The 26,701-nt window shown below is 46.1% G+C and carries 26 protein-coding genes; 12 read left to right on the forward strand and 14 right to left on the reverse strand.

Going from position 1 to position 26,701, the window contains the following annotated elements:
- Positions 1-723 precede the first annotated feature (723 nt).
- From BG32_RS06355 to BG32_RS06395, 9 genes are all read left to right on the forward strand, one after another.
- Positions 724-2,751 (forward strand): 5'-nucleotidase C-terminal domain-containing protein, encoded by a 2,028-nt coding sequence (locus BG32_RS06355; protein ID WP_183084301.1) that lies wholly within the window; start codon positions 724-726, stop codon positions 2,749-2,751.
- A gap of 381 nt (positions 2,752-3,132) precedes the next feature.
- Positions 3,133-4,374: a penicillin acylase family protein gene (locus BG32_RS06360; protein WP_099772323.1), complete on the forward strand. Its 1,242-nt coding sequence runs from the start codon at positions 3,133-3,135 to the stop codon at positions 4,372-4,374.
- A 2-nt stretch (positions 4,375-4,376) separates the two neighbouring features.
- Positions 4,377-5,084: a lipoyl(octanoyl) transferase LipB gene (gene lipB / locus BG32_RS06365; RefSeq protein ID WP_099772324.1), complete on the forward strand. Its 708-nt coding sequence runs from the start codon at positions 4,377-4,379 to the stop codon at positions 5,082-5,084.
- On the forward strand, positions 5,059-5,916 hold the full coding sequence (gene lipA / locus BG32_RS06370) for a lipoyl synthase (protein WP_014731848.1): 858 nt from the start codon (positions 5,059-5,061) through the stop codon (positions 5,914-5,916). Before lipB ends, lipA begins: the two co-directional genes overlap by 26 nt.
- Before the next feature lie 227 nt (positions 5,917-6,143).
- Positions 6,144-6,587, forward strand: coding sequence for a nuclear transport factor 2 family protein (locus tag BG32_RS06375; RefSeq protein ID WP_014731849.1), 444 nt, complete (start codon positions 6,144-6,146; stop codon positions 6,585-6,587).
- A 9-nt stretch (positions 6,588-6,596) separates the two neighbouring features.
- Complete coding sequence (locus BG32_RS06380; RefSeq protein WP_099772325.1) at positions 6,597-7,568, forward strand: SDR family NAD(P)-dependent oxidoreductase; 972 nt, start codon at positions 6,597-6,599, stop codon at positions 7,566-7,568.
- A 7-nt stretch (positions 7,569-7,575) separates the two neighbouring features.
- Complete coding sequence (locus BG32_RS06385; protein WP_257212043.1) at positions 7,576-9,168, forward strand: NAD(P)/FAD-dependent oxidoreductase; 1,593 nt, start codon at positions 7,576-7,578, stop codon at positions 9,166-9,168.
- 114 nt (positions 9,169-9,282) lie between these two features.
- Positions 9,283-9,912, forward strand: coding sequence for an NUDIX domain-containing protein (locus BG32_RS06390; RefSeq protein WP_099772327.1), 630 nt, complete (start codon positions 9,283-9,285; stop codon positions 9,910-9,912).
- A complete protein-coding gene (locus BG32_RS06395) occupies positions 9,899-10,456 on the forward strand; it encodes a peptide deformylase (protein WP_099772328.1) in 558 nt (185 codons plus the stop codon). Before BG32_RS06390 ends, BG32_RS06395 begins: the two co-directional genes overlap by 14 nt.
- A 9-nt stretch (positions 10,457-10,465) precedes the next feature.
- Here the strand turns inward: BG32_RS06395 and BG32_RS06400 are convergent, their stop codons facing one another.
- The 12 genes from BG32_RS06400 to BG32_RS06455 form a co-directional block, all read right to left on the reverse strand.
- A complete protein-coding gene (locus tag BG32_RS06400; RefSeq protein WP_099772329.1) occupies positions 10,466-11,092 on the reverse strand; it encodes an SGNH/GDSL hydrolase family protein in 627 nt (208 codons plus the stop codon).
- Between the two features lie 69 nt (positions 11,093-11,161).
- A complete protein-coding gene (locus BG32_RS06405) occupies positions 11,162-11,608 on the reverse strand; it encodes a carbohydrate kinase family protein (RefSeq protein ID WP_259459565.1) in 447 nt (148 codons plus the stop codon).
- A gap of 11 nt (positions 11,609-11,619) precedes the next feature.
- Positions 11,620-12,054: a carbohydrate kinase family protein gene (locus tag BG32_RS06410; protein ID WP_121526584.1), complete on the reverse strand. Its 435-nt coding sequence runs from the start codon at positions 12,052-12,054 to the stop codon at positions 11,620-11,622.
- A gap of 267 nt (positions 12,055-12,321) precedes the next feature.
- A complete protein-coding gene (locus BG32_RS06415) occupies positions 12,322-12,525 on the reverse strand; it encodes a hypothetical protein (RefSeq protein ID WP_006489575.1) in 204 nt (67 codons plus the stop codon).
- A gap of 421 nt (positions 12,526-12,946) precedes the next feature.
- Complete coding sequence (locus BG32_RS06420; RefSeq protein WP_099772331.1) at positions 12,947-14,431, reverse strand: FGGY-family carbohydrate kinase; 1,485 nt, start codon at positions 14,429-14,431, stop codon at positions 12,947-12,949.
- A gap of 176 nt (positions 14,432-14,607) precedes the next feature.
- Entirely contained in the window at positions 14,608-15,537 is a 930-nt protein-coding gene (locus BG32_RS06425; RefSeq protein WP_099772332.1) for a sugar ABC transporter substrate-binding protein, read from the reverse strand.
- 25 nt (positions 15,538-15,562) lie between these two features.
- Positions 15,563-16,504 (reverse strand): ABC transporter permease, encoded by a 942-nt coding sequence (locus BG32_RS06430; RefSeq protein ID WP_099772333.1) that lies wholly within the window; start codon positions 16,502-16,504, stop codon positions 15,563-15,565.
- A complete protein-coding gene (locus tag BG32_RS06435) occupies positions 16,497-18,011 on the reverse strand; it encodes a sugar ABC transporter ATP-binding protein (RefSeq protein ID WP_099772334.1) in 1,515 nt (504 codons plus the stop codon). The genes BG32_RS06430 and BG32_RS06435 overlap by 8 nt, the downstream gene beginning before the upstream one ends.
- Positions 18,011-18,808, reverse strand: coding sequence for a 3-hydroxy-5-phosphonooxypentane-2,4-dione thiolase (gene lsrF / locus BG32_RS06440; protein ID WP_218962699.1), 798 nt, complete (start codon positions 18,806-18,808; stop codon positions 18,011-18,013). Before lsrF ends, BG32_RS06435 begins: the two co-directional genes overlap by 1 nt.
- Entirely contained in the window at positions 18,801-19,784 is a 984-nt protein-coding gene (locus BG32_RS06445) for a zinc-binding dehydrogenase (RefSeq protein ID WP_099772336.1), read from the reverse strand. The genes lsrF and BG32_RS06445 overlap by 8 nt, the downstream gene beginning before the upstream one ends.
- 14 nt (positions 19,785-19,798) lie before the next feature.
- Positions 19,799-20,743 carry a sugar-binding transcriptional regulator gene (locus tag BG32_RS06450; protein WP_099772337.1) on the reverse strand — a complete coding sequence of 315 codons (945 nt, stop codon included), beginning with the start codon at positions 20,741-20,743 and terminating at the stop codon, positions 19,799-19,801.
- A 4-nt stretch (positions 20,744-20,747) separates the two neighbouring features.
- A complete protein-coding gene (locus BG32_RS06455) occupies positions 20,748-21,476 on the reverse strand; it encodes a class I fructose-bisphosphate aldolase (protein WP_180274855.1) in 729 nt (242 codons plus the stop codon).
- Between the two features lie 664 nt (positions 21,477-22,140).
- Between BG32_RS06455 and BG32_RS06460 the strand changes: the two genes are divergently transcribed.
- Entirely contained in the window at positions 22,141-24,060 is a 1,920-nt protein-coding gene (locus BG32_RS06460) for a bifunctional 2',3'-cyclic-nucleotide 2'-phosphodiesterase/3'-nucleotidase (protein WP_121526585.1), read from the forward strand.
- Positions 24,061-24,147: 87 nt separating this feature from the next.
- Here the strand turns inward: BG32_RS06460 and BG32_RS06465 are convergent, their stop codons facing one another.
- On the reverse strand, positions 24,148-24,615 hold the full coding sequence (locus tag BG32_RS06465) for a hypothetical protein (RefSeq protein ID WP_183084303.1): 468 nt from the start codon (positions 24,613-24,615) through the stop codon (positions 24,148-24,150).
- 341 nt (positions 24,616-24,956) lie between these two features.
- Complete coding sequence (locus BG32_RS06470) at positions 24,957-25,565, reverse strand: DUF6305 family protein (protein WP_259459566.1); 609 nt, start codon at positions 25,563-25,565, stop codon at positions 24,957-24,959.
- 325 nt (positions 25,566-25,890) lie between these two features.
- On the opposite strand from BG32_RS06470, the gene BG32_RS16340 reads away from it, so the two are divergent.
- Together BG32_RS16340 and BG32_RS06480 are read left to right on the forward strand one after the other, a co-directional pair.
- Entirely contained in the window at positions 25,891-26,133 is a 243-nt protein-coding gene (locus BG32_RS16340; RefSeq protein WP_259459567.1) for a hypothetical protein, read from the forward strand.
- A 30-nt stretch (positions 26,134-26,163) separates the two neighbouring features.
- Positions 26,164-26,517: a hypothetical protein gene (locus tag BG32_RS06480; protein ID WP_121526588.1), complete on the forward strand. Its 354-nt coding sequence runs from the start codon at positions 26,164-26,166 to the stop codon at positions 26,515-26,517.
- Positions 26,518-26,701 lie beyond the last annotated feature (184 nt).

Here is a 26,701-nt window from a genome sequence, read left to right on the forward strand (position 1 = left end):
GGTGAAATCCCCCTGGGCTACTCACCAGACCGTGGTTGGGGGTCGAAGGTCGGGGGTTGGTCGGGAGCAAAAAACAAGAGCTTGACCCAGTCCTCAAGAAACAAATTACGCCCTCGGATCAGAACGAACTCATTTTGTCATCCTCGTGATCCTGTTCAGGATCTGGACTTTCTAGAAAAGATCTTCTCGGAGGACGGTGGACCGTTGACGGACAACAAATAGGAGTAGGAGCCGTCCTCGGTCCTTCGGGATCGTGAAACCCGTCCTTCGAAAGAGCAGTTGCAAGTTGTCTGTTCCAGTGTGCCAAGCTCTAGAGTAAAGAAACGTCAGATATCGTCATGAACTTGATTCAGCATCTTGATCATTCTTTTTGTCGAATCTTGTTATTTTCCTCGGTGACCCCTTCTATAGATAGAACAAGTGCGCATAATCGAATCCGCATTCATCAATCAACAGATTGTATTCAACAGAATGGTCTTACCAGCTTAAAATTGAGAATCACCTTCGAAGAAGTTGTGCATGGTAAACAGCTGTAGTCCCTGTAAAAAGCTTACCATCCAAAAAAACAAAGGTCGGATTCTCGTCATCGCATCCCTCTAAAACCGTCCGTCAAACTGATTGGCTGACGTATAATAGTCTTGGTGATAAAGTGAGCTTCAGCAGTTTTTCACTAATCTCTTTCTGATTTTTCCGTATAACTTTACTATGAGGAGGGATACTACGTTGAGGAACAGAATTATCCTGATCGCGACGTTACTGATGTGCGTGTTGTCTTTTGCCGGGCTCAAAGACATTTCGGCCAGCCCATATTCGGCTGCGATCGAAAAGCTATTTGCTGCGGGTATAGTCGAGGCAGAGAACGATATTTTCAATCCGACCGAAGCGCTTTCAAGAGCCGATGCTGCCGAGTGGATAGTAAAGACATTCAAGCTGTCGACCATCAATTCCATGAAGCTCGAAGAAGAGGTCGAGAAGAAGTTCGTCTACACCGATCCACTAGGAGTAATCGATGAGGCTTTCGTCGTTCCGTCTGCCAAAGATATCGTCGATATCGAAGGAGAGGAGTACATCGAGGGGCTCATTAAGGTACGAGCCGAAGATGTCGTCGATGGGCTTTACAGACCATTTGAAGCAGTAACGGGCGCCGAATTCGCGCTCGCAGTAGCCAAGGTTCTATTTGGAGTTGATGAACCGATAGACTATTCGGCAAAGCTCTCACAACTTGTCTATGTGCCGTCCCAGTTGCTCTCTCTGGAAAGACCGTTGAGGAGGGAAGAAGCCGCTCAGATTCTTTCGAACTTCGTCGACAATCCAGATTTCAAGATAATCACAATGCTCGCAACCGCAGACATACACGGGCACATAGAGCCTTATTTACCAAGCGGGGCGAAGTACCCAGTAGGCGCGATGGAGAGGATGGCCTACTACGTTAAGACAGAACGAGCAATTCAGCCTAATCTTCTGCTTCTGGACGTTGGAGACGCTCCTTACAACACCAACGTCGCCAACCTCTTCGAAGGAGAGCCGGTAATTAAGATCATGAACATGATGGGCTACGACGCCATGGTTCTCGGTAATCACGACTTCGATTTCCCATTCAACGTGATGGAAAGAAACAGCAAACTTGCGAATTTCCCATTCCTTGGCGCAAATACTTTATACCTTGGAGAATCCCCCTATTTCCTTGAGCCATACATAATAAAAGAAGTCGACGGGGTAAAGATAGCCATTGTTGGGCTTACTGACGACAGCAGCGCCTGGTACACCCATCCAAGGAACGTAGCGGGAATTACCTTCGAAGAACAGTATTCTGCTGCAAAGAGACTCCTGGATGAAGTGTCTCCACAGGCAGATTTGGTGGTCGCCCTCGCCCATCTGCACGGTGGCAACAGAGTACTACCAGCAAAGGTTCCCGGCTACGATCTTATATTCGAAGGAGGAAGAGACGTTGTTGCTTTCCCGGAAAAGATAAACGGTAGTTGGGTGATCTCTTCAGGAAAACATGCGGAGCTAATCTCGAAAACAAATCTAAACATCTACAACGGAGAACTAATAGGTATCAACTTCGCCCACGTATTCATGAGTCAGAACCTTCCACAGGATGAAGAAGTAGTCGAAGTGGTTCAGAGTTATGTTTCTCAGCTTGACGAAAAGCTCGGTACGGTGATTGGAAAGACCGAGGTTGATCTCGATGGAGAAAGGGGCACGGTAAGGCTGAAGGAATCCAACCTTGCAAACGCGATTGCCGATAGCCTTCGAGAGATGACTGGAACTGACTTTGCCATACAGAACGGTGGAGGAGTTCGAGCCAGTATTCCAGCTGGAGATATTACGATAAAGGATGTCTACACGGTCTTACCATTCGACAACCTTGTCGTCGCCGTAAGAACAACCGGGAAGCAAATATGGGACGTCCTCGAACACGGAATTTCGGCTTATCCGGCCGCTGCCGGCCAATTCTTACAGGTATCGGGCCTCGAATACACTTTCGACGCATCGAAACCACCGTATGAGCGCTTGATATCTGTTACGTCCAACGGTGTTCCACTCGATCCGGATAAGATGTACACACTCACCGCCAACGACTTCCTAACGGGCGGCGGTGACAAGTTCACCATGTTCCTGGGGATGGAGAAAGTCATTGAAACAAAGTCCTTCCTCAGAGATGCATTTGCAGAATACATCGAAAGACACGGAACAATCGCTCCCGTCAACGAGGGAAGAATAACTATTATCAACCCGGCCAATTAATCAGAATCGCCAGTCGAACGGAGAGGGAAACCTCTCCGTTTTTCTTTGGCTTGCAAATTGGAGATGCGATCTGAATTCTGCGAGGTAACACTACCGTTTTAGAGAAGCCTTCAGTAGCAAAAGTGAGTGATTGACATCCAGCGCTTCAATAACTGCATTACTTTCATGTGTTTTTCTTCTTCACAGATACCTTGGAATCATTGTTTACGTTTCGAAATCAGATCTCCAATTATGGAGCCTCATCTGATAGCTGATTTCTGAAAGACACTTCCTATATTCACTATCGCCTTGGATGACGGATTGTAACTTGAAGTTCCTCCCATCAGTAGAGTGATCTATAATTGGAGGGTCACGCCAGACAGTGAGCAAAAGGGGGCAGATATGAGGAAGCAAATGACGTTGTGGATGGTTTTAATCTCTATCATTGTGCTTCTTTCTATTCTTCCCGTAAGGATATTTGCCGGTCAAATCGAGATAGTACGTGATTCATGGGGAGTAGCACACATCTATGCCGACAATGACTCTGAACTATTTTTCGGGGCGGGCTATGCCACTGCGGGGGATCGCACGTTTCAAATGGAACTTTCAAGGAGAAAAGTTGCCGGGACGCTATCCGAGATTTACGGCAAGGACTTGCTCGAGTCCGACAAGCTCATGCGCACACTCGGTCTCTACAAACACGCGCAGGAGCTTCCTGATGTTCAGAATCCTTTTTCGGGATTAGTTGCCAGTGCAAGTCATTTGTCCGTCAGAGACTGGTACCCGTATTCTCTAACTATAGGAACTGGAGAAACCGGCCATAACCCAAGAAGTATAAGGCTTTACGAGCCCCTTGATGATCAAAACGAATTCACTTTCGAGAGCTTTTCGGAGATTCATCGAGATAATGTCTCGGCAATTGCCAGAGATTTTCTATCTCTCGCAGGCATTTTGTCTGAGAAGAACCTTCTGTCACAGAATTCAACGAGGCTTCTTAATGCCCTGAGTGATTGGGACTATCGCCTTTTGAAGAACAGCAGAGCGGCCGATGTTGCCGAGACTGTAGTGCGGGAAATGCATCGCAGTCCGCGGCCCAATACGGTCACTGCTCTTGTTGCCTCGAAATACGGCGGGTGCCATTCCGGAAATATCTTCCTACTTCGTTCTGCCCTGGAAGAGTTTGAAAGAACTCAGAAGTTGCCGGAAGAGGAAGAATTGGCAGTCTGGGTCAACCAGTTACTTGAGGCTTCGGCTGGCAGTCTTCGAGAGGCCGTTTCTCAAGTTAGAAAGGTGGTTATGGTTTATCAGACTAATCTTGAAGGCCTCCCCTCGATTTACCCAGATGCGAATCGAAAAGCGCCCGATCTCGTAACCACCTCGGGAAATACCATCTGGTTGCAACTGGGAAACTCTTACACACAGATCGTCGATCTTTCAAACATAGACAAGTGCAGAGCGTTTCTGACACCAGGAGCTTCAGAAGATCCACGCAGCCCCCATTTCTTCGATCAAGTCGAACTATGGGTTACCGGAGAAACCAGACCCGCTTCACTGAGTCGAGAAGAAGTCATGAAATATGTAGAATCGATTGAAACACTTTTTTCGCCAATCAATAAGACTATGCGTCAATCGGGGTCCGACTGAAAATGGAGAATCGAAGTTGCTTTTCACTGAGACTGAACGGGCTCACAAAATACCTTGAAGGGCTGAATCTGCAGAATCTAGCTCTTGAAAAGGTTATGTCGGGGAAGGCCGATTGCATACTGATTCTCCTTGAACATGAACCAGTCCTTACCGTGGGCAAATCGGGCGGAAGAGAGAATCTTCTCGTAGATGAAAGCGAGCTTGAGAGACTTGGGGTAGAGCTCCAAAGTACCGGTAGGGGAGGAAACATAACTTATCACGGTCCGGGACAGGTTATTGCATACCCCGTTCTGAACCTTGGGAAATGGAAGAAAGATCTTCCATGGTACGTGCACTCTCTCGAAGAGGTAGTAATTAGAGTGCTGGAAGATTATGGCATTGAAGCCGGAAGGAAACCGGAATACAGGGGCGTCTGGGTAAAAGAAAGAAAGATTGCCGCTGTCGGTATCGCCGTAAAAAGATGGTTCACAATGCATGGATTTGCCCTGAACGTACGGGTGAATAAGGAACATTTCAAACTGATCAATCCCTGCGGCATAAAAGACTATACGATTGCATCGATGGACGATTTTGTGGATAGTGTTGATTTACATGAGATCATAAAGAGTGTGGAAGAAAAATTTTCTCTTGTCTTTAAGAGCAAACTGATAGAAGTTTCGAGAGAATGGCTGGAGAGTGGTCAAAGTGAAGGAGAAACCAGACTGGCTTAAGAAGAAGCTCAATGCCGACAGGAGTAAGCTTAGCGAAATAAAGGTCATGTTGCGAAGCCTGCGTCTTCATACCGTGTGCGAAGAGGCGAGATGTCCAAATATGGGAGAGTGTTTTGCATCCAGAACCGCTACATTCATGATACTTGGAAATATCTGCACAAGGAACTGTCGATTCTGTGCAGTCTCAAAGGGAATACCAGGCTCTCCAGATCCAAAGGAGCCGGAGAACATTTCCCACGCCGTCCATCTTCTCCAACTGAGACATGCTGTGATCACCTCGGTTACCAGGGACGATCTTAACGATGGTGGCGCTTCTCAATTCGTCGATGTAGTCCGTGAACTGAGAAAGAACTGTCCAAATACGACAATCGAGCTACTGATTCCTGACCTAAATGGTAACTGGAAGGCTCTCGAAAGAATCGTTAGAGAGCATCCGGACGTTTTGAATCACAATATAGAGACCGTACCTTCTCTGTACGCCAATGTAAGACCCGGAGCAACGTACGAGCGTTCTATCGGTCTCTTGAGGAGAGTGAAGGAAATTGACTCTTCGATAATTACCAAATCTGGAATAATGGTGGGCCTTGGTGAGCGCGAAGACGAGGTTAAGTCAGTAATAAAGGACCTGTCTGATGCAGGCTGCAGAATGTTGACTATTGGTCAGTATCTGCAGCCATCTCATAAGCACCTTCCGGTAGTGGAGTATATTACGCCGGAGCAGTTTGAAGGCTACAGAATCTTCGCTCTTGAGAGAGGCTTTTCGTTCGTCGCATCGGGTCCTCTCGTTCGTAGCTCCTATCATGCCGCTCTTGGCTTCTCAAGTTTGCGCTAGAGAGCGTTTTTCAACAGCATTGTTTCTGAACTTTTGCTACTTTCAAATCTATCGTTCACAGTTTGTCGGGCAGAATTGAAGATTGCTATTTTGTAATCCTCCAAATATTTGCTTCGCAAGAGTCGCCGTGATACGATTTGCTTAAGATATTCTCTATGTTTGACTAGTTACTTGAGTGAATACAGGACTCTGTATGTTTCTAATGACCGTTTTGGGGAGTTGTGATTATGGATGGATTTTGTATAGAGAGTGCCGATCAGATTCGAGAACTATGGTCAAAGACTTACAACACAGAAGGGAAACCTGACTGGTCACACATTCTACCGTACTACGACGACAACATTCTCTTCAAAGACACGATCCAAGAAATCCGGGGAATCGAAGAATTCAAGAAAATGACCGAAAGACTTGCCGAGAGATCTAAAGAGTTGAAAATGGCCGTTCTTAGAGTCATTAAGGAAGACAACGTGGTCTTTGTCGAATGGGAGATGACGATACTCTTCAAGAAGACGAGGACTTCCGTGATTTATGGTGCGAGCCGTCTCTCTATTAGTGAAGGGGGAAAGATAATCGAGCAGAGAGATTACTATGACCTTTGGGGTGATATCTTCGACAACATACCCTCATTCAGAAAGCCTTACAGGCGTTTCATGAGAAAACACTTCGGGTAGGTTTTGCACATGGAGAGAGGCAAGAAACCCATCCGCAAATACTGGAAACAATACAAATGGTCCAACATTCGAGCTATGATTAGGAACAACAAGTCTGATCCAAAGATCTGCAATGATGCTTTTGAGGGTCGCCTAATGGTCATTACCGGAGGCACTTCGGGTATTGGATACTACACATGCAGGAAGTATGCAAGCCACGGAGCGAGGATTCTTTCCATAAATCGAAACAGGGAAAAATCGGAAAGGCTTTGCGACGAACTCAAACGCGACTTCGGCGTTCAGTGTTCATATATGATAGCCGACTTCAGCAGTCTAGACGATAGCCTGAGAGTCGGTAAAGAGCTCTCTACGATGGGAGATACTATAGATGTCTTGATACACAACGCTGGAGTCTTTCTGAAGCGCAAAGAACTTACAAAGGAAGGCTTTGAAACGACTTTCGTAGTCAATTATCTCTCCTCATTCGTCATAAACTATCTAATAAGAGAGAAGATGAAAGCTCAGGAAAAGGGCCGCATTCTGATTGTGAATTCGGAAGGCCATCGATTTGCCGTCTGGGGAATAGAAACGGAGGACCTTAACTGGCAGAAGAGACGTTACACTGGCCTTAAGGCCTACGGCTCTGCAAAGACTTGCCAGCTGCTTAGCATGCTTATTCTTAATCAGTACTTCGAAGGAAGTGGGGTCACAATAAACGCAATGCACCCCGGTGCAGTCAAGACGGGTACGGGAAAGGAAAATGGAGCACTATACAAATGGTATAAGAGAAATGTTGTCGACAGATTCTCCCGTACGCCGGAAATCTCGGCAGAAGCCCTTTACTATCTTGGTGTTTCCGGTGATCTCCAGGATGTCGGCGGAAAGTTCTTCAATCTAACCACGGAAGAGATTCCCGCCCCTCCCGCACTCGACATGGAAACAGCTAAAAAACTCTGGCAGGAAAGCCTACGAATGGGGGGCATCGATAACGGAAATCTATGACGCGATAATAGTTGGCGGTGGAATAGCCGGAATGACCAGTGCCGCATATATTGCAAAGCACAGAGCTAGAGTCCTCTTGTTGGAGAAGAACGAGAAGTGTGGGGGCCTGATCAACTCCTTTTGGAGAGATGGCTTCCTCTTCGACGGCGGTGTGAGGGCGCTCGAAAGCGCGGGAATTATTCTCCCCATGCTGAGGGAGCTTGGGATTGAAATCGAAAGAGTCAAGAGTCCGGTATCTGTGGGGATCGAAAACAGTGTTATACGTGTGACCTCGAAGGAAAGTTTGAAGGAGTATTCTGATCTTCTTAGGAAGATGTATCCTGGAAGCGAGGATGAAATCGAGAGAGTCGTTTCATTCATAAAGAGAATCATGAAGGACATGGAGATTCTCTACGGAGTCGATAATCCCCTCTTCATGGACTTCAAGAACAACAAGTCGTATTTTGTCAAAGTGTACCTGCCCTGGCTGTTCAAGTTCCTTTTCACCCTCCGAAGAATTGGAAAATTCAGGATGCCGGTCGAGGAGTTCCTCGAGAAGATTGTCCAAGACAGTTCTTTGAGAGACATCATTGATCAGCACTTCTTCAAGAACACACCGACTTTTTTCGCCATGAGTTATTTCTACCTATATCAGGATTACTTCTATCCGAAGGGTGGAGTTGGAGCTATGGCGGAACGCGTAAAAGAAAAGATAATCCAGTTCGGTGGGGAAATAGAGACAGGTAGGGAAGTGACAGAGGTCCATGCCGAGAAAAAAGTAATCGTGGATAGCAATGGAAGATCCCATAAATACAAGAAGCTTGTGTGGGCTGCCGACCTAAAGAAGCTCTACTCCATTGTAAAAACAGACGGCCTGCAAGAGACCGCAACGGAAACGGTCAACGCATTCAGATCAGAGATATCGAAGAAACATGGGACCGATTCTATCTTCAGCGTCTTCATCGCGGTCGACGAACCGCCTGAGAAATTTGAAGCGATCTCCAGCGGGCACTTCTTCTATACCCCTTCAAAGAAAGGCCTTGGCGAGACTCATCGCAGCGAAATGAAGTCCATTCTGGAGAACTGGTCTGTAAATTCAAGAGAAGAAGTCTTGAGCTGGCTTGACAGGTTCTGCAAACTGAGCACCTACGAGATTTCGATCCCCGTTCTCAAGGACAGAGACCTAGCTCCACAAGGAAAGACCGGTCTTATTGTAAGCACACTCTTCGAATACGATATAGTGAAGAAAGCGTATGAGTCCGGCTGGTACGGAGAGCTGAAAGAAGAGCTAGAAAAGAGAATAATCGAAGTTCTATCTAATTCAATCTACCCGATTCTGAAAGACAGGATTCTCTTTTCATTTTCCAGCAGCCCGCTTTCAATAGAGAGTTACTCCGGCAGCACTGAAGGCTCGATCGTAGGATGGTCTTTCGAGGAACCGATACCAGTTGTAGCCAGTATGATGAAGGTAAACAGCTCGGTCAAAACGAAAATACCGGATGTTCTTCAGGCCGGCCAGTGGACTTATAGCCCTGCAGGTGTACCGATAAGCATCCTTACGGGAAAGCTGGCAGCCGATTCCGTGATAAAGAATGTGAATAGGGACCGATCCGGCGGCTAAAGACCATTACGTTGTCTGTAGACCAGCGACAGTGGTCTTCGGACATGTAGAAGATCGCCTCTTTGGATAAATAGATGATTGTCTCGACAATCGAGTAATGAAGGAAAGAATACTATGAATATCAACAGTTTGGTTCCAGATAATTCCGAAAAGGGCACTGGACTGATTATAAAGCACCGGGGCCTTTACCTCTTTCAGGTTTCTGGAAGGAAGCATCGAACAGAGTTCGGAGAAAGGTTCTTCGCCGGAATCGGTGGCCACTGTGAAGAAGGCGAGGGGTTCATCCAGGCAGCAAAACGCGAAGCAGTCGAAGAGACTGGAAAGGCCGTCGAAATAATTCATTCAGCGAGGACGGATATAGTTCAACCAGACGGAAGCGTTGTTGACACAATCGAACTTACTTCACCCGCCCCCAGAATGATCTACGAAATGCTTGATCAACGAAAAGACTTACCCGAGAAAGAGCCATACTTCATCGCTTGCTTTAATGCGCATTTTGAAGATGACACTCCCTTCGAACTCGACCGCGAAGAGGTCAGCGCTTTAATTGCCATACCGGAGGAATTGCTCTGCGAAAGTCTTGAGCGCAAGATAGCACTTGAAGATATAATCTCCTCAGGGGGAGAGGTTGTCGCCGGCTCTCTAGAGACCGGAACTCTTCTCTTTCCCCTAGGAACGGCAGCGGCTCTTGCACATCTCTTGAAAAGAGCCAAAGAGCTTTCGGAGGTTGATGATGACGTGTGAAGTATTGCTTCTTGGAAATCCGTTGCTCCGCGAAAAATCCTCTACCGTCACTGACTTTCGAAGCCAGGAGACGATAGGCCAGATCGTCTTGCTCAAACAGGCCCTTGATGAATTCAGAAAAGAAAATGGCTTTGGCCGCGGAATTTCAGCCCCGCAAATCGGCATTCTTAAGAGAATCGTTGCGCTCAATCTAGGTCAAGGAAGTTTTGCAATTATAAACCCGCGAATAGTCAACCGCAGTAGGTCTACATTTACAATGTGGGATGACTGCATGTCCTTTCCACATCTGCTCATTAGGCTCGAAAGAAGCCTTTCGATAGATGTCGTGTATGAAGATGAAAGGGGAATCGAACACGAGTGGAAGGGGGTCGATCAGGCAAGATCGGAGCTGCTTCAGCATGAGATAGACCACCTCGACGGCATTCTCGCTATAGATCACGCATTAGATGCCAAAAGTATCATATACCGCTCGGAATATGAAAGGAATCGCGAATACTACGATCGCCTTGTGAACTACAGCATCGAGCCGACAATTTCAGATTAACCTATTGAATCAGAGAACGATATTCATTGCCTGAAGCCAGTGACGAGCAATGAGGGCGTGGCCCTCGGGAGTGGGGTGAACACCGTCTTTGGCCCAGAATTCCGGCTCGCATCTCGCAGATGCAGCAGCGAAAATTCCATCGAGCGGAAGATAAATCGCTCCAAATTCCCTTGCAACTCTCCTGATTATCTGGATCTTCGGTCCAAGATCTTCAGTCCATCTCTCCATCCCTGAGAAGACTGGAAGGAAGAAGGGTTCCATTATTATCACAGATGCTCCCTTTGACCTGACCGATTCCAGCAGATACCTGTAGTCGTTTTCGAAGTCCTCCGGCTCCGTTTTATCGTCGCTGTCGTAGAGGCGCCAACAGTCGTTTATACCCACAAGTATCGAAACCCAGTCAGGAGAGAGATCAAGGCAATCAACTTCCCAGCGTCTGCGAAGATCCCGTACCCTATCTCCTCCAACGCCTCTGTTCAGAAACTCGATTCTCAGTTCCGGATGCGCAGAACCCACGAGTCCGGAGATAATTGCAGGATAACCGTCCCCAAGAGAGTATAAGTCCTCTCTGTCCCTATCAGTATCAGTCACGCTATCCCCTTGAAAGAGTACTCTTTGACCTTCTCTAAGAAACACTCTCTTCATCCCCCTGCTTATGAATAGACAGTATACTTCCAAAAAACCGCGAAAACTAATCAGAGCAACCTACAAGGAAATTTTCTCCCTGTATCTTCCCTCGATCCAGTCTCTGGCGATCCTGTGGGCAAGGTCGACATCATAGCTTCCTTTGACGGCCGCCGAATAGATAAACCCGGCATTGAAGGAATCCCCGGCTCCAATCGTATCCACAACGTTCTCTGACCTTTCGGTCGAATACTCTTTTGAACTGTCTCTAGAGATCATGAGCGAACCTTCAGAGCCCATCTTCACCATCGCATTACTGGTGAACTCCCTCTGAAAGCTTTCCACGGCGCTGGAAATCGAAGCTTCTTGTGTCACCTCGATTAGTTCGGCTTCGTTGGGTAAGAACCAGTCTAATGAATTCAGCAAGCTCCTTATCTGAGGTCTGAATGACTTCCAGCCATCGGGAGGCCATCCAGGATCCAGGTAGATGACGTTATCATCATTGAGAGATTCCAGAAGGGCCTTCAAGTCTCCCCTTCTCAAACCGTTAAGAACATTGATTCCACAAAACAGGATATGTGCGCCTTTGACGTTAGTAGCTTATTGCTAACAAAGTCAACATCCATGAAACGCATGACAGATTCGTCGCTCAAGAAGCTTCTCTCACTGCTTGTATGAGTTATCGCAACTGTATGAGGAGTCTTGCCTTCGATGAGGTCAAGCCCTTCGACAGAAATTCCCATTTGAATGAATCTTCTCTCAAAGGCCTTCCCGAAGAGATCATTTCCTGCTACAGTGACTATTTCCACCGGTACTCCGAGGTCGGCAAGCACGACAGCCGTGTTGGCCGCCTGCCCGCCGATACGCATATCAACAGTATCTACTCCTATCTCCGTTCCCCATTCTGGCCAGTCGTCAATCGGACCTGCTATGATATCGACATCAACGTTGCCAACGATAACTACTCTGCCCATTTCACCACTCTCTTCTCCGATATCTGCGGGTATGAATCATCAGTTCCGAATGATTATAGCATCCGAAAAGAATGCGGAACTCTGAAATGAATTGTAATTAACCGTTGCAGGCCGTCATCACAAAAGAGACTGAAAAGTGAAAGTTAACAAAATGCTCTATGGCCGGAGAAATCACCAGAAAAAGCAAAAACGCCAGCTAACGAATCTGCAAGAAAGATTCATTTATTCCCTACAAGCGACCATTAATCTGAAATTTATGAAGACGCTTCAGCCCTTATGGCATTCACTGCAGCAATGAATGCAACCATCGACATTTGGGTATATCTCTCTCGCCTTCTGAAGGGCTCCGAAGCAGTTAACGAAATCTCCCAGCCTTGTCTTCGATTTTAACTCTTTGAGCCTATCGCAGTACTCCGTATGAATTTCATGTTCTCCGGTCGGCTTTGCGTTGTCATCTACGTAGTAAATCACTTCACAACACCTCCTTCAAACAAATACTTCATAGCCGAAGAAAGAGTTTATCTAGAACGTCTCACACCAAAATTATAGCACTTCGTGCTCTTCGCAAGAATGAGATCAGGTCCACGTAGATTCAAGACGTCGTTTCCGAATCTTTCGGATCTATGCATCCTGAATGGGCGATATTCTTTCAACCTTTTTTGAAGCGAGATCCTGCAAATTCCAAGCCAATTAAGATAAGAGCAAATCCCAAGTTCATGACCGCTAACTCCCTTGCAAGACTTTGCTTCCAAAAGACTTATGATATACAGAAAACTGGCGCAATCTTTCTTTGAAGCCTCATTCCTGTTAATCTCTCAGCAAATAATCAAGCCGGGGTTATCCCCGGCTGATTTCCTCATCTATAATATTCTTTTTCTTTCTCAAAGAAACTTCATCTCTTCAAAAAGAGATCTCGATTGCAGTTGTACAGCTCCTTGAAGGCTTCCTTCCTTTCGAAAATGTATTCTCCGAATTCGTTCCAGGGTTCGACAGTTACATATCTCTCTTTGATTTTGTCTACGACTTCCGAGAGGCTCGATTCAGAAAACGCCGACAAAGCAATGAGCCCGGCACCGCTAGCAGAGTCGTATTCTTGCGGACAAACCAGGAGTTCACGATCTAGAGCAGTGGCAATCAGCCCGAGGAGAACCTCGCTCCTGGTTCCTCCTCCTGAGGCACAAATTTGGCCTGGTTCAAGTGCCGTCCTCTTGATCTCATCGCTTATCATGCTGATATCAATTGCAATAGACTCAAACAGCGCAGAGAGAATACTATCCCTATCGGTTTCCATAGAAAGACCAAAAAAGATACCCTTTGCCCCTGGATCGTTGAAGGGTGTCCGGGCTCCCCCAAAGAAAGGCAGAAGAATGAGATTTGAAGGTCTATACTTCTTAACGTCGAAATCCCTCAAAAGAACCTCTTTTTCCGATGCCTTGAGACCAAACAATCGCTCAACTACCCAGTCTGTTAGAAGGCCTCCGCAGCTCGTTGCACCTCCTATGGTAAAGGAACCGGGAGTTGCTCCGGTCTCGACAAATAGATCTGGAGACCATACCGGTTTCTCCAGAGACTGGATGAATATCGATGTTCCTCCAAGAGAAACCGAAACGCTACCGGGCTCAATGCAGGCATTTGTAATTGCATCCGCGCAAGCATCGCCAGTCCCCGTAAATATCGTTATTCCCTCTTTCAGCCCTGTCTCCAGCGAGGCGCTACGAGTTAGATTACCTATTGGCTCCAGTGCCCATTTCATTTCCGGGAAGAGACTCGTCGATAGATCGAAACGATCAAAAGGCTCTTTGAAGAGCTCGAGGCTATCTAAATCGATCAGATTACCGGCCGAAGCTGAGAAATAATCCATTGCGAATGACTGTGTAAGCTTAAATCCAATGTAGCCGTTCGCCGTAAGGATTCGTGAAGTACTCTTGAAAACGGCAGGCTGGTTCTCTCTTAACCAGAGAAGCTTAGGGAGAATCGACTGGCTAGAGTAATCCGTATAGATAGATCTGTTTTTTTCGCGGCTGAAGGATTCATTAAAGAGTCCAACCTCTTTCGAAGCGCGCTGGTCTATTCCGTACATGAGAGACTTTCTCAATGGAATTCCCTCATCTGAAACGGGAAGCACACATGGACACATTGAACTCAGTCCGATCGTTTCTATTCTCGAAAGCGAAATCTCTTTGCCAACAATCGAAGTCAGTTTCTTGAAGTCTTCCCACCAGTTATTAGCATCCTGTTCGGGAAAACCATCTATCGAGAACTCTTGAGGATGGTTTACCTTGGCATTTGAGATAACATGACCTTCAGCGTCTAGAATAGAAACCTTGCTCGAAGTCGTTCCAATATCATATCCTGCGAAAAGCACACTTGAATTCATTTTTGATAACCGCTCCTTGAAAGTCTTCCAATGATGATAACGTTGGAAGACATTAATTAGGCAAGGGAGTCTGTTCAGGCACTTCGCTACTTACGAATGATAATAACACCATGTTTAGTAATAGACTGTCGCGGCAGACTCCCTTTACTACTTTTACCTACACGTTGTGAAAACTCTTACTTGATGTATTCCTGAGCGTTCGCTGAAGTGATAAGCGGCGCGTCCATGTATATTACCCTGACGGTGCCGATAACTTCTTCGGGGCTCTTTCCTTCTACAACTATTTTGTTGATAAGATCGGCCGCTATTAGCGCCGAGTCTCCAAACGGCTGAAGGATAGTGGCGACAACGGCGGTGTTGTTGGCAGCTATCATCTCTATGTTTCTTTCACTCCCATCAATACCTACAACAAACATATCTTCCTGGCTGTAACCGGCTGCCCTAATTGCAAGTGATACTGCGTATGCAGGATCATCCCACGCGCACCATACTGCATCTATCTTGTCTCCATATTTGAGCAGGTAAGACTCCATGGTTCTCTGGGCGTCTTCGACGAAACCTGCAGGGGGAAGATGGTGGACTTCCAGTACATTTATGTTTGGCTCTTCCGTAAGGACCATGTCGATTGCTTTGCCTCTGAAACGAGTCCCGTAGAACTGATCAAATTTGAATACAATTATGTTCCCTTTGTGATTTAGTCTGTCCACAAGATATGTGGCGATCTTGGCACCCATTTCCCAGTTGTTTGTTAGAATGTCGGCAGTCAGAAGATCACTGTACTCGGAATCGATTCCAATAACTGGAATCCCCGCTTCCTTTGCGGCAGTCAACGATGATGTCAGTGAACTTGCTTGACCCATTGCAATCACAATTAGATCGACTTTCTTAGAAACATAGTTCTCAACTAGATTGTTCATTGTTTCCCATGATCCGGCAGAATTTGAAACATAAATCGTCCAGTTATTATCTTTGGAGATCGCCTCAAGGTTCTCGGCGATTGTTGCCTGGGTTACCGCAGAAAGATTGGCCGCAACGAATCCGATTTCCACACTTACACCAATTGAAACAGCAAGAACAATTGCGAGAATTAAAACTGCCTTTTTCATACTTGCAACACCTCCAGATGATTGCCTAGAAGCTCTCAGCGTTCTTGAACGATGTCAATGCAACCGCTAGAATTATGATTGCTCCTTTGGCGATGTATTGAAAGAAATATGACACTCCCATAATTACGAGACCGTTGTTTATCACTCCAATTATCAGAGCGCCGACGAATGTTCCCAAAACGTTGGGTCTGCCCACTTTTATGGCGGTCATCCCCAAAAATGAAGCTGCTATCGCATCCATCAGATAAGCATCTCCAGCCGTTGGCTGTCCAGATCCCAATCTCGATGCGAGGATGCATCCGGTGAAGGCCGCGAGAGCTCCCGAGATTATCATTCCCACGACACGCAGCAGCCTGACATTGATTCCCGAGAGGAATGAAGCCTTCACACTTCCCCCTATTGAATACATCCATTTACCCATCTTGGTTTTCTCCATAACGAAGGCGAAAACGAGAACGACCGCAGCCATTATGAAAACCTGAATAGGAATTCCTATCACTCTGCCTTGTGCTATCATCAGAAATGAATCGGGGAAGATCCCGTATACTTCCTGACCCCTGGTGAACATGAAATTTATACCCGTTGCGATGGTTCCAAGAGCAAGAGTTGCTATGAATGCGGATATCTTCAAGGTGGTTATCAAGATGCCGGCAACCACACCAAAGAGCGCTCCCATACCAACTGTTATAACTATTGAACCAACAACTCCAAACCCGCTGAGAATAAGAGAAGTCGCTATCACACCTGCGAGACTCGCAACTGAGGCAATCGACATGTCGAAATCCCCTGGAATCATACACACGGTCATTCCCGTTGCTATTATGGCCAACATTGAAATATGAGAAAGTATGTTTATTAGGTTTCTAGAAGTAAGAAAGGTATCAGTCATAACCGAGAAGAAGACGACAATCCCGATCAGGGCCAGTATCGTTCCGTACTTCTGGAATAGTTGTCCCGCTTTATTCACATTTCCCACTCCCCGTTGAAACTGTATCGCTCAGTGCATTCTCTAGAATTACGCTCTGATCGAAATCTTTGCGTTCAAATTCGGCTGTGATTCTCCCAAGACGCATTACGTAAATTCTGTCTGCGACGCCTAGAAGTTCCCTGATATCCGAAGAAACAAATATCACTCCACAACCTTTGCTGGCTATGTCCTGCATGATTTTGTAGAACTCCGTTTTCGCCCCAACATCGATTCCCTGTGTGGGTTCATCGAAAATAAAGACTCTCGACTTTGGTCCCATCAGCCACTTTCCAAGTACAACTTTCTGCTGATTTCCACCGCTCAAATTGGATACGATTGTCTTCAGTGAAGGAGTCTTTATCTCTAGATCCTTGGAGAGCTTTCTGGCCTTTGAATTGACCGTCTTTGAGTAGATGACGCCAAACTTCGTCAGGGTTCCCAAAAAAGGAATGGAGAGATTGTCGACAACCGACATGTCCTGCACCAGTCCCTCTCTCCTGCGATCTTCAGGACAAAGGTAGATTCCGGTTCTCATTGCCTTTGATGGATTCGAAATCTTTGCAGGTTGGTTCTCAATGAGTATCTCTCCGCCGTCGATTTCACCGGCTCCAAATATCGATTTCATAAGTTCTGTCCGACCTGAACCAACCATTCCGAAGAACCCTACTATTTCTCCCTTTTTAACTTCGAAGGAAACATCCTTCAAGCCCAGTTTCACTGAATTGAGATTGGATACTCTAAGAACTTCCTCTTCTGCTTTGTACTCCTGTTTTGGGTATTGATCAGTTAAATCCCTGTGCGTCATCAACTTGATCAGGCTTCTTGTAGAAAGTTCCGAAGAAGCATAGGTCCCTTCGTAGTGCCCGTTTCTGAGAACAGTGATTCGATCGCATAGATTAAATACTTCGTCGAGATGATGAGAAACGAAGATCACGCTGAGACCGGCCTCTTTGAGATTCCTAAGAATCTTGAAAAGGTTGTCCGTATCACTCTGAGTTATGGAGGCAGTCGGCTCATCAAGTACCAGCACCTTTGAATTCATGCTTAGGGCCCTGAGAATCTCTACCATCTTCTGCTTGGCTACACTTAGAGTTCCGACTGGGACGCGAAGGGGAACTTCAATTCCGAATTCTTCACATAATTCTTTAGTGTCGGATCTTGTTTTCTTCCCCTTAAGCACAGATAGCTTGGACGGCTCCCGCCCAAGCCAGATGTTTTCCTCCGAAGTGAAGTAAGGATCAAGAACTGTATCCTGATAGACAACTCCAATTCCCCTCCTCAAGGCGTCGGATGGGCTGCTCAATCGCACAGGTTCTCCAAAAATTCTCATTTCTCCGGAACTCTGCTGAAAGACACCCGCTAGTACGTTAATGAGGGTAGACTTCCCTGCCCCGTTTTCACCAACAAGTCCATGAATCTCGCCTTCTTCGAGAGCAAAGTCAATATTGTCAAGAGCGACGACCCCGGGGAATTCCTTCCTGATCGAGATCATCTCAACAATCTTCATTACTTTCTCCCAAAATGCTTTGAGTGAGCTTCTTCCGCATTGACCCCTTCATTTACAACTTCCTTCAGTGCCAACAGCATTTCAACGGGTTTTTCATGCTGCCAGACATTTCTCCCCATGTCAACCCCAAGAGCCCCAGCCTTTAACGCATTTTCGGCGATCTTCAGGACGTCTAGAACCGAATCCATCTTGGGGCCTCCTGCAATAACTATCGGAACTCCTGCACTTGCTTCCACTACCTTCTCGAAATTCTCATCACAGTAGTAGGTCTTGATGATGTCTGCGCCCATTTCTACCGCTACTCTTACGGCCAAAGCAAGGTATCTGGGATCTGTCTTCCTCTCTCTATCCTTACCAATCGCTGTTACAGCTAGAACCGGAAGCCCGTAGGTCTCACATTCATCACAAAGAAGCGAAAGCTCCCTAATCGTCGAGTGTTCATTTGGAGTTCCAACATAAATGGAAGTAGCAACGGCGTCTGCCGAAAGTCTTAGAGCTTCCGTCACGGTGGTGGTAATGCTTTCCCTAGTAAGATCTTCACCTACAATGGTTGCCGCACCACTTATCCTGAGAACTATTCCTACATGTCCATCAGGAACGTAGCAGTTCTGCAGGATTCCCTTATTAAGCATGATGGAATCAGTATATGGCGTTAGTTTTTTCAGAACTTCGCCCGGTCTCTCAATACCCTGCATTGGGCCAAGGGCCATTCCGTGATCCAGCGCTAACATGATCGATTTTCCAGACTCGTTGAAAATCCTAGATAGTCTGTTTCTCTTGCCAAACAACTCACTCACCAACCTTTATTCCGACTTTTATTGATCTGCCTTCGACAGCATCATTGAAGGCTTCTTCAAAATCCGAGAACTCGTAGATCCTATTTGTGAAAGGTGTTAGAAGTAGCTGACCGCTATTCATTAGCGAAGTTGCGGCCGCGAAGTCTTTTGGCGCGAAGCCCGTGGTGCCAGTCATTCTAATTCCATTGTAATGTATTATGTTGGGATCGAAAGAGGCCTTTATCCCTTTTGGATAGCCGCCGAACAAAACGAGATTGCCGAACAGCTTGACCATCGGTAGGTATCTATCTATAAGCTCTGGAATTGGTGCTGTAAGAACAATTGAGTTGAACTTACCTGAAGCTTCAAGGGAGGTGGAAAAACCCATCTCTTGCGCGAACTTCAGTCTGTCTTCTCTTGTATCGACTATCTTTACGATCTGACCGTAGATGTCTCTCAGAGCGGTTGCATTTAGCATTCCCATGATACCTGCACCTACGACTAGAACAGATTCCCCCGGCTGGAGCTTCATGTTTCTGCACGAAGTCAACGCGCAGGCCATCGGTTCGGCGAGAGCAGCTTCCTTAATTTGCGATTCAGATACTTTCCAAACACCTTTCCTCGCATAACTCATGTCTACGGAAAGATATTCAGTCATAGCACCGTTACTTGGAAAACTCCTATTTCTACAACCCTCGGGATTCCCGCCAATGCACTGTTCACATTCCCCACAGTTTACGAAAGGAGCCACCGCAACACATTCTCCGACTTCGAAACCCTCCACCTTCGATCCAACTTCCACAATCCTTCCCGAGCATTCATGACCGAGAATAGTAGGAGGTTTTATCATAGGATGGCCCTGTTTGAAGGTCTTTATATCAGTAGAACAAATGAATGAATACATAATCTTCACAAGGATTCCGTCTTCCCCGATCTTTGGCTTCTCGACGTCTCTGATTGAGAGCTTTCCAATTCCTTCGTACATCACTGCTTTCATACACAAACCTCCTGTTAGGCAACCAGTCTCTGGGCAGTCCTGATGTCAGTAAATAATGTAGTTATATATCCCCTGGAGAGAGCAGCGCGGATTCCGTCGGCTTTATGCTCTCCAGCGCTTAAACATATCTTTTCAGGCACTTTCAGCAATTCGTAGAAGGGTATACCCAGTAAGATGTCTTCGATATTTCTACAGATGATATCTCCGTCCTTGTTTAGAAATCTCGAAACGATATCGCCCACCGCGTGCTTTCGAACAAGCTCGAGGATGATTTCTCCGGGAAGGTTTGAATCCAGTACCGCAGACATACCGGCGGGGGCACCCAAACCAAAGATCACGGCCTCCAGATGAGCCCATTCATTCACGACATTCTGAACTGACCCCACTTGAGTCATCATATTAAGCTGTTCGGCATTGTTGACGATTGCCGGAGCGGAAAGAAATACCGGTGTCGCACCCAGAGAGTTCGCCATCTTCTCAACAATATTGTTGATCTGATATGTTTTTTCCGATTGACCAAGACCACCGAGAAGAGGAACGATCTTCATCTCAGGTAGCTGTCCCAATTTGTTAGGAAGACTCATTACTGCCTCATAAACAGTGGTTCCCCAGCCTAGGCCAACGGATTTCTTCCCTTCGATTATTTTCAAAATGTTGTTTTGAAAGGACAGTGAAATTCTCTGTTTGATTTCCTTTTCTGTTCCTTCTACGGATGCAACGATATGTGCTTCTCTAATTGAGAATTTTCTGCAGAGCTCTTCCTCGAGTGCGCTAAGGTCAAATGAGTCCGGTTCTACGAGTTCGATCTTTACCATTCCAAGTTTCCTGGCACTTGTTAGCAGTCTAGAGACCTTTGACCGAGAAATCCCAAGTTCCGAGGCGATCTGTTCCTGGTTCATCTCGTTAACATAGTACATTTCTGCGGCTCTGTAAGCGAGACTAACTTCATCTCTCTTCATCCCCTTACCTCCGTTTGAATACCTCTCTTGCTCTCTTGACGAAGCTGGGCCTATCCGTATCCAAATAAAGGTTTCTTCCAATGGCCGCACCTGCAGCTCCCGCGGCCGCTGCTTCCTCAAGAGAGGCGAAAAAGTCCTTGGTCTTTTCACCACCGGCTATGATTACTGGAACGGGACATGATCTGATTACATACTCATAATCATCCGTGATGTTGGTTTTCACTATATTCGCACCAAGTTCGGCTCCTATTCTTGAGATATCCGCAATCACTTTCTTGGAGAAATACTCCTCTTTCCTGTATGGCAGCATCTCTGCAATCACAGGAATTCCATATCTTCGATACTCCCAAATCGCTTTGCTAAGATCGTGCAATGCCTCGGAATCACATTTCTGGCCTACAATTCCCATGACGATAACTCCATCTGCTCCTATTCGAAGCGCCTCCTCGGGTTCCAGAAAATACTTTGTATTTTCAATATCGCCGGAAAGCGACGAACCGGCATGAGTCACTCTCACTATAAGAGACTTACGACAGTCGAATTCATCAATGAGAGAGGCTATCCCGGGATTGAGAATGATACCGTCCACATCCAGCTTCTCAACCTCCCGAACATAACTTTCTATGTCCTCCAGCCCCTCAGGCACACCTGCAAATTGCCCGTGATCAGCCGCTGCAAGAATTAGCGATTCGCCACATAGCAATCTATTCAGTCTTCTCTTCAGTCCGTTCACCAAAACTCCTCCATTTCTTTGCACAAACGTGTATCACGTTTTCTCACTATTCATAATGCTATCACTTTTCCCGTATCAAAGTCAACCGTCTTTTGAGTAGAATTAGTTATGATGCATCACGCCGTAGGAATCGGTACATGGTAGGCTTTTGCAACTCTTGATTATTGGGGCAAAGAGATTATTGAAGATCTCGAGGCCAATAACCGTTAGTCGACCCAGAGCGGTAGCAAATTCATCAGAATTCTTGCTGCAGAAGAACTGAATCATTAACGAAGCTCAAGAAGTCATTTGGATCAACGAGTACCCAAGTTCCTCAGTGACTTAAGGTCCCTTTGTCATTGTGAATCTAATATTCAGTGATGTCTCCAAGAGACCTAACTGGGTATTAATCGAAACTCTGTTGAGTTTACCAAAGGATTCAAGAGTACTTCTATGCCGGAAGACTCTGACCGCTTCTTTCGTTGTCCTAATGTAAATTCTAGAGATCCGGAGCAAGACTCATTCACGTTTATCGAAACCCTCTTCAAAAAGTAGATGTATTATCTGAGATACACCCTAAGTATTTCTTTGCTGGGAGATGATGCCAGTTATATAATAAATACCCACATGGTTGCTTCGTTCCTGAATGAAAAGCAACCTGTCTCTTTCAAGGAGGAGTGAGAAAATGCTTGAGAAAAGGAAGAGTATCGCGACTGTTCTCTTGATCTTACTTGCCTTTTCAAGTTTGTTATTCTCTGCAACTGGCAAGACTGTTCACAACCTCGTTATTATGGGTACGACAGACATGCATCAGTACATTATGCCCTACGACTACATGGGGGATAAGCCGAATGAGAGTATTGGTCTCGCAAAGGTTTTCACACTCATTGAAAGGGTCAGAAGCGGAAACGCAAACACTCTGCTGTTCGATACGGGCGACTTTATCCAGGGAAGTCTAGTAGGAGACTACGAGGCCGATGTTAATCCTCTTGAAGGCTTTGATTTTCAGACAATCGTGCGGGCTTATAATTATATTGGCTATGATGCCGTTTCGGTAGGGAATCATGATGTCACTGACTTTGGTCTCGAGTTTTTTGAACGCGCAAGAAGCAACTCTGTCTTCCCCTGGGTCTCCGCAAATATCAGAATGGCCGAAGATCCAAAGGATTTTTTGGTGAATCCCTTCGTCATTCTTGAAAGGGAAGTGGACGGAATCCCAATTAGGATAGGTGTGATAGGCTTCACACCTCCACAGATAATGAGCTGGGGAAGGCGTCATCTAGAAGGAACCGTGTTCACCCAGACAATTATAGAACAGGCGGAGAAATACATTCCTGTTCTTAAAGATCAGTCGGATCTCGTTGTTGCAGTTGCTCATACCGGAATATCCACAGATGAAATAACAAGCTATGATGCTCAGGAGAATGCGGCTTATTACCTCGCTCAGGTCGAAGGAATCGATGCAATGATTCTCGGTCATCAGCATTCTCATTTCCCTGGCGATTTCGCAGATATCGAAGGCATCGATAACGACAAGGGGCTGATCTTTGGTGTTCCGACTGTACAACCCGGTTCCTGGGGTTCGCATTTAGGTATCATTAATCTCGACCTAGCTTATGACTGGACTACTGGAGAGTGGGAAGTACTAGATGGTTCAGCTTCGCTCGTTCCTGTAACTCCTGAAGTTGAGACTCATCAGCAGCTTGCTGAGCTGGTCGCTCAAAAACATGAAGCAACTATTGAGTATGTTAGGACTCCAATAGGCTGGACCGACACCGAGATAACTTCCTATTTCTCAAGAATCATTGATAACCCAGTCACACAGATCATCAATGAAGCCCAAATATGGTGGGCAGAGCGTGAATTCGCTGGAACTGAATATGAGTGGCTTCCTGTTCTTAGTGCTGCAGCACCTTTCATTGCCGGCAGGCAGGGGCCGACATATTTCACACACGTTCAAGGAGACATAACGATCGGCTCGATAACAGACATTTACATCTATCCGAACACTATCTATGTGGCAAAACTCAACGGAGAACAGATAAAAGACTGGCTCGAGGCGTCGGCAAACAACTTCAACCAGATTGACCCATATTCCACAGAACCGCAGCATATTGTCAACTACGATTTTAGGGAATACAACTTTGACGTAATCGAGGGAATCGATTATGTTTACGACATAAGCAGGCCTGCTGGCCAGCGCCTGATTTCTGCGACCTTTGAAGGCAATCCGCTTGATGCGTCAATGGAGTTCTTGGTAGTGACAAACAACTACAGGGGGAGCGGAGGAGGAAATTTTCCACATGTGGCAGACAACGTAATTCTGGCGACAACCGAGATAAATCGTGAAGCCATAATCAAGTACATACAGTACATAGGTGAAATTGATCCAGTTCCGACGAACAACTGGAAAATCTTGCCGATTGACACGGCCGGGCCACTTCTGTACCGTTCTTCTCCCGAAGGCGTGGGATACATCGAGAGGAATGCAATACGAGGAATAGAGTTCCTTGAAGTCGATGAGGCGGGATGGGGAATCTATGAAGTTGATTTAGTAGAACTCGCTAAATACCTTGAAGATACGGTAATGCAGGAAGTTAAGTAGCTTACTTTTAGAAAACGGGCCCCTTACGGGGCCCGCAATTTATTTTCTGTCATTTCGATCTGAAACTACAATTACGGAGCCCTGTGACTATTGTTGAGGAGCGATGGTCTCCAACTCAGAAAGAAAGTAGTTTCTGTCCTGCTCATCCTCGATCAGATCGGCCGCTTCTATTGCCAGTTTCATATACTCATCCATACGGTCGCGTTTTCCTGCGATCATGTAGGCTCTTGCAACGGCTTCATAGCCAAAGGCAAGATCGAAACCACTTATCGCATTGTCGGTACAATACTTAAGTGAAAGCTCGCCGTGATACAAGGCCGACTCTGCCATGTTGAGTAAAGAGTAAACTCTGGACACCTGCCACTCACCCCTTGCAAATTCGATCGGGGTACCTACTACTCCCCAGTGGAAGCGAGATGCGTGAGCGGCATGTATCATAAGAAGGTCATCTTCTGCAGTTCTGTCTTTCTTATCTATGAGGTCCCATGTAAGGTTGAAGTTCACTATCGCCTGCTTTTTGTGCCATTCCTGCTCCGTAAGCTTTTCGGAATCCATAACAACCATCCTTTCCAGGATAACTCTGTCTTCCTCCCGCATCCCAATTCTATCACTGGTAACAAGGAGAGCAATGAGCTGGAGCGACTCACGAAGAATTCAAGGTACCTGAAGAGGCTAGATTAGTAGCAATAGCCATTCGGCTAATTGGAAAGCCCTTATTGTGCAAGAGAGAAATCTCGAGGGTGATTTGCATGCTCCAATATTGAACAACACAGAATCCTTAATCCCGTTCTGTAACTCAATCCCCAAAAAAATTGATTCATGAGAAATATAGCTCTATCAGAGCTAATCAAAGGGATTTTAAACTGATCCAGTGAGACTATGTTTCAAGCATTACATCAAGATCCACCCAATGCGAATAAGAGATCAAGAGCATCGAGAATTCTTTCAGCTTTGTCGACCACTATCAGCTGTACCCCGGTTTGCTCCGAGAGCGCGGAGAAATACTCACTTGGCCCTTCCGGCGACACCAGGATTATGTAGTCGACTTTTGGCATAAGCAAATCGAACGACGGCCTCGGATCGCTTTCTGGTGAAGTGAAGCCACCTTCAATGTGAACTGCCACGACGGGAACTCCTCGCGCTTTCGCTATCGATATGAGCTGTTCTATTCTGTGGATCTCCTGCCCTACATCGATTTTCTCAACACCGCATAAGGTATATAGATCCCCCTCGACCATGGCACCGGGGGCAATAAAGAGTGTTCCGGGTGCATTTTCCGAGTCGAGCTTCTCCAAGAACTCTTCGGGTTTCAACTGAAGGATGTTCTCGTAACCAATTCCGTTCATTTCACAGACTAGAGCGAGAACGTCTGATGCAGCACCGTCGCCTATCGCCGTTGCAATAATCGGCGGTCTTGCAAGAGGCTCGATAGCGCCTGCGTGAAGCGGCGAAATTAGAAACGCGATGAATATGACCGATAAAAACAATGACATCTTTGATTTCATGTATTCCCCTCCACAATTTTCGGTGTCAGTGTCAAGACACAGCATAGAAACTGTCCTTCTCATGCAAACAACAAAGAATGTAATATGACTAATTTTATCAAATTTAACTCTTATCTGCACAAGGACAGCTTTCTTCGCTTGAAATCCCCATTCTGTTGCTCTCAGTTAGAGCTCGAATATCTAAGAGAAGCATCCAGAAACTCATTCACTCTAGAAAGATAACAACTCTGCGCTACGTAGTCCATAAAATATATAAATAGAACACATTTCATCGGTTTTATTGACAGTATGCTGGGATATTCCTATCAAAAGTTTGATAGCATTGTTGAAAATCATCTTGTTCGTGACGACCACCGTGACAGCTCTTGAAAAGAGCCTGGATTACTATACATCACAGAAGGAAACCAAATCCAAAATGGAATGCACAATCACATTCGATGATGAAAGAGAAATAATCAAGAGTCACTGTCCTCAGATCGATTCAAATGAGAAGCTCTATGAGTTCATTGAAGAAAGAGACATTCAGAGAAAGATAGAGGAATGGCGAGATATTCTTCACAGGCTTTGAAAGAAATCTTTTCACAGGGATCTCGATCTAGTGGAGCAGAATCCAGATTGGGCCGATGACTTCACCGAAGCTCTGAAATTCGTTCTTTCACAATATGGGCGGAAGAGACAGGCGGGCTTTGCCGAGTTCAAGCGTGACTGGAGCGGTTTCTTCAATCCCAGTGAGTTACTGGTCGAATACTCGGTCGAGGTTTCAAAATCAGATCTTCCGGATGAAGACAATCTAAAGATCTGGCTTCCCCTTCAGCTGAACAGGTTAGGACAGGACATGATCGAGATAATTGGCATAGTCCCGGCCGAAACCCTTGTCGACTATCCTAGGACCGATGGGAAGATTGCCTGCATGCTTCTTTCTTTTGATCTAGGCTCACTGGGGAGGATCTAGCCATAAAAATAGTGTTCTCTTTCAGGCATTTCAGGCAGGAATTCGACGTCGATTTTTCGCAAATCGGAGAATATGACATGTAACGCCCTACATACATGGAGAGTGCCCTTTCTACCGAATCAATTTATTACAACGAAGAGATGAAGGACCTTGTCGGAAGGATCGTCGGAGAAGAGAAAAACCC

It is taken from the genome of Mesotoga sp. HF07.pep.5.2.highcov, from assembly GCF_003666285.1.
GTDB classification, from domain to species: Bacteria; Thermotogota; Thermotogae; order Petrotogales; family Kosmotogaceae; genus Mesotoga; species Mesotoga prima.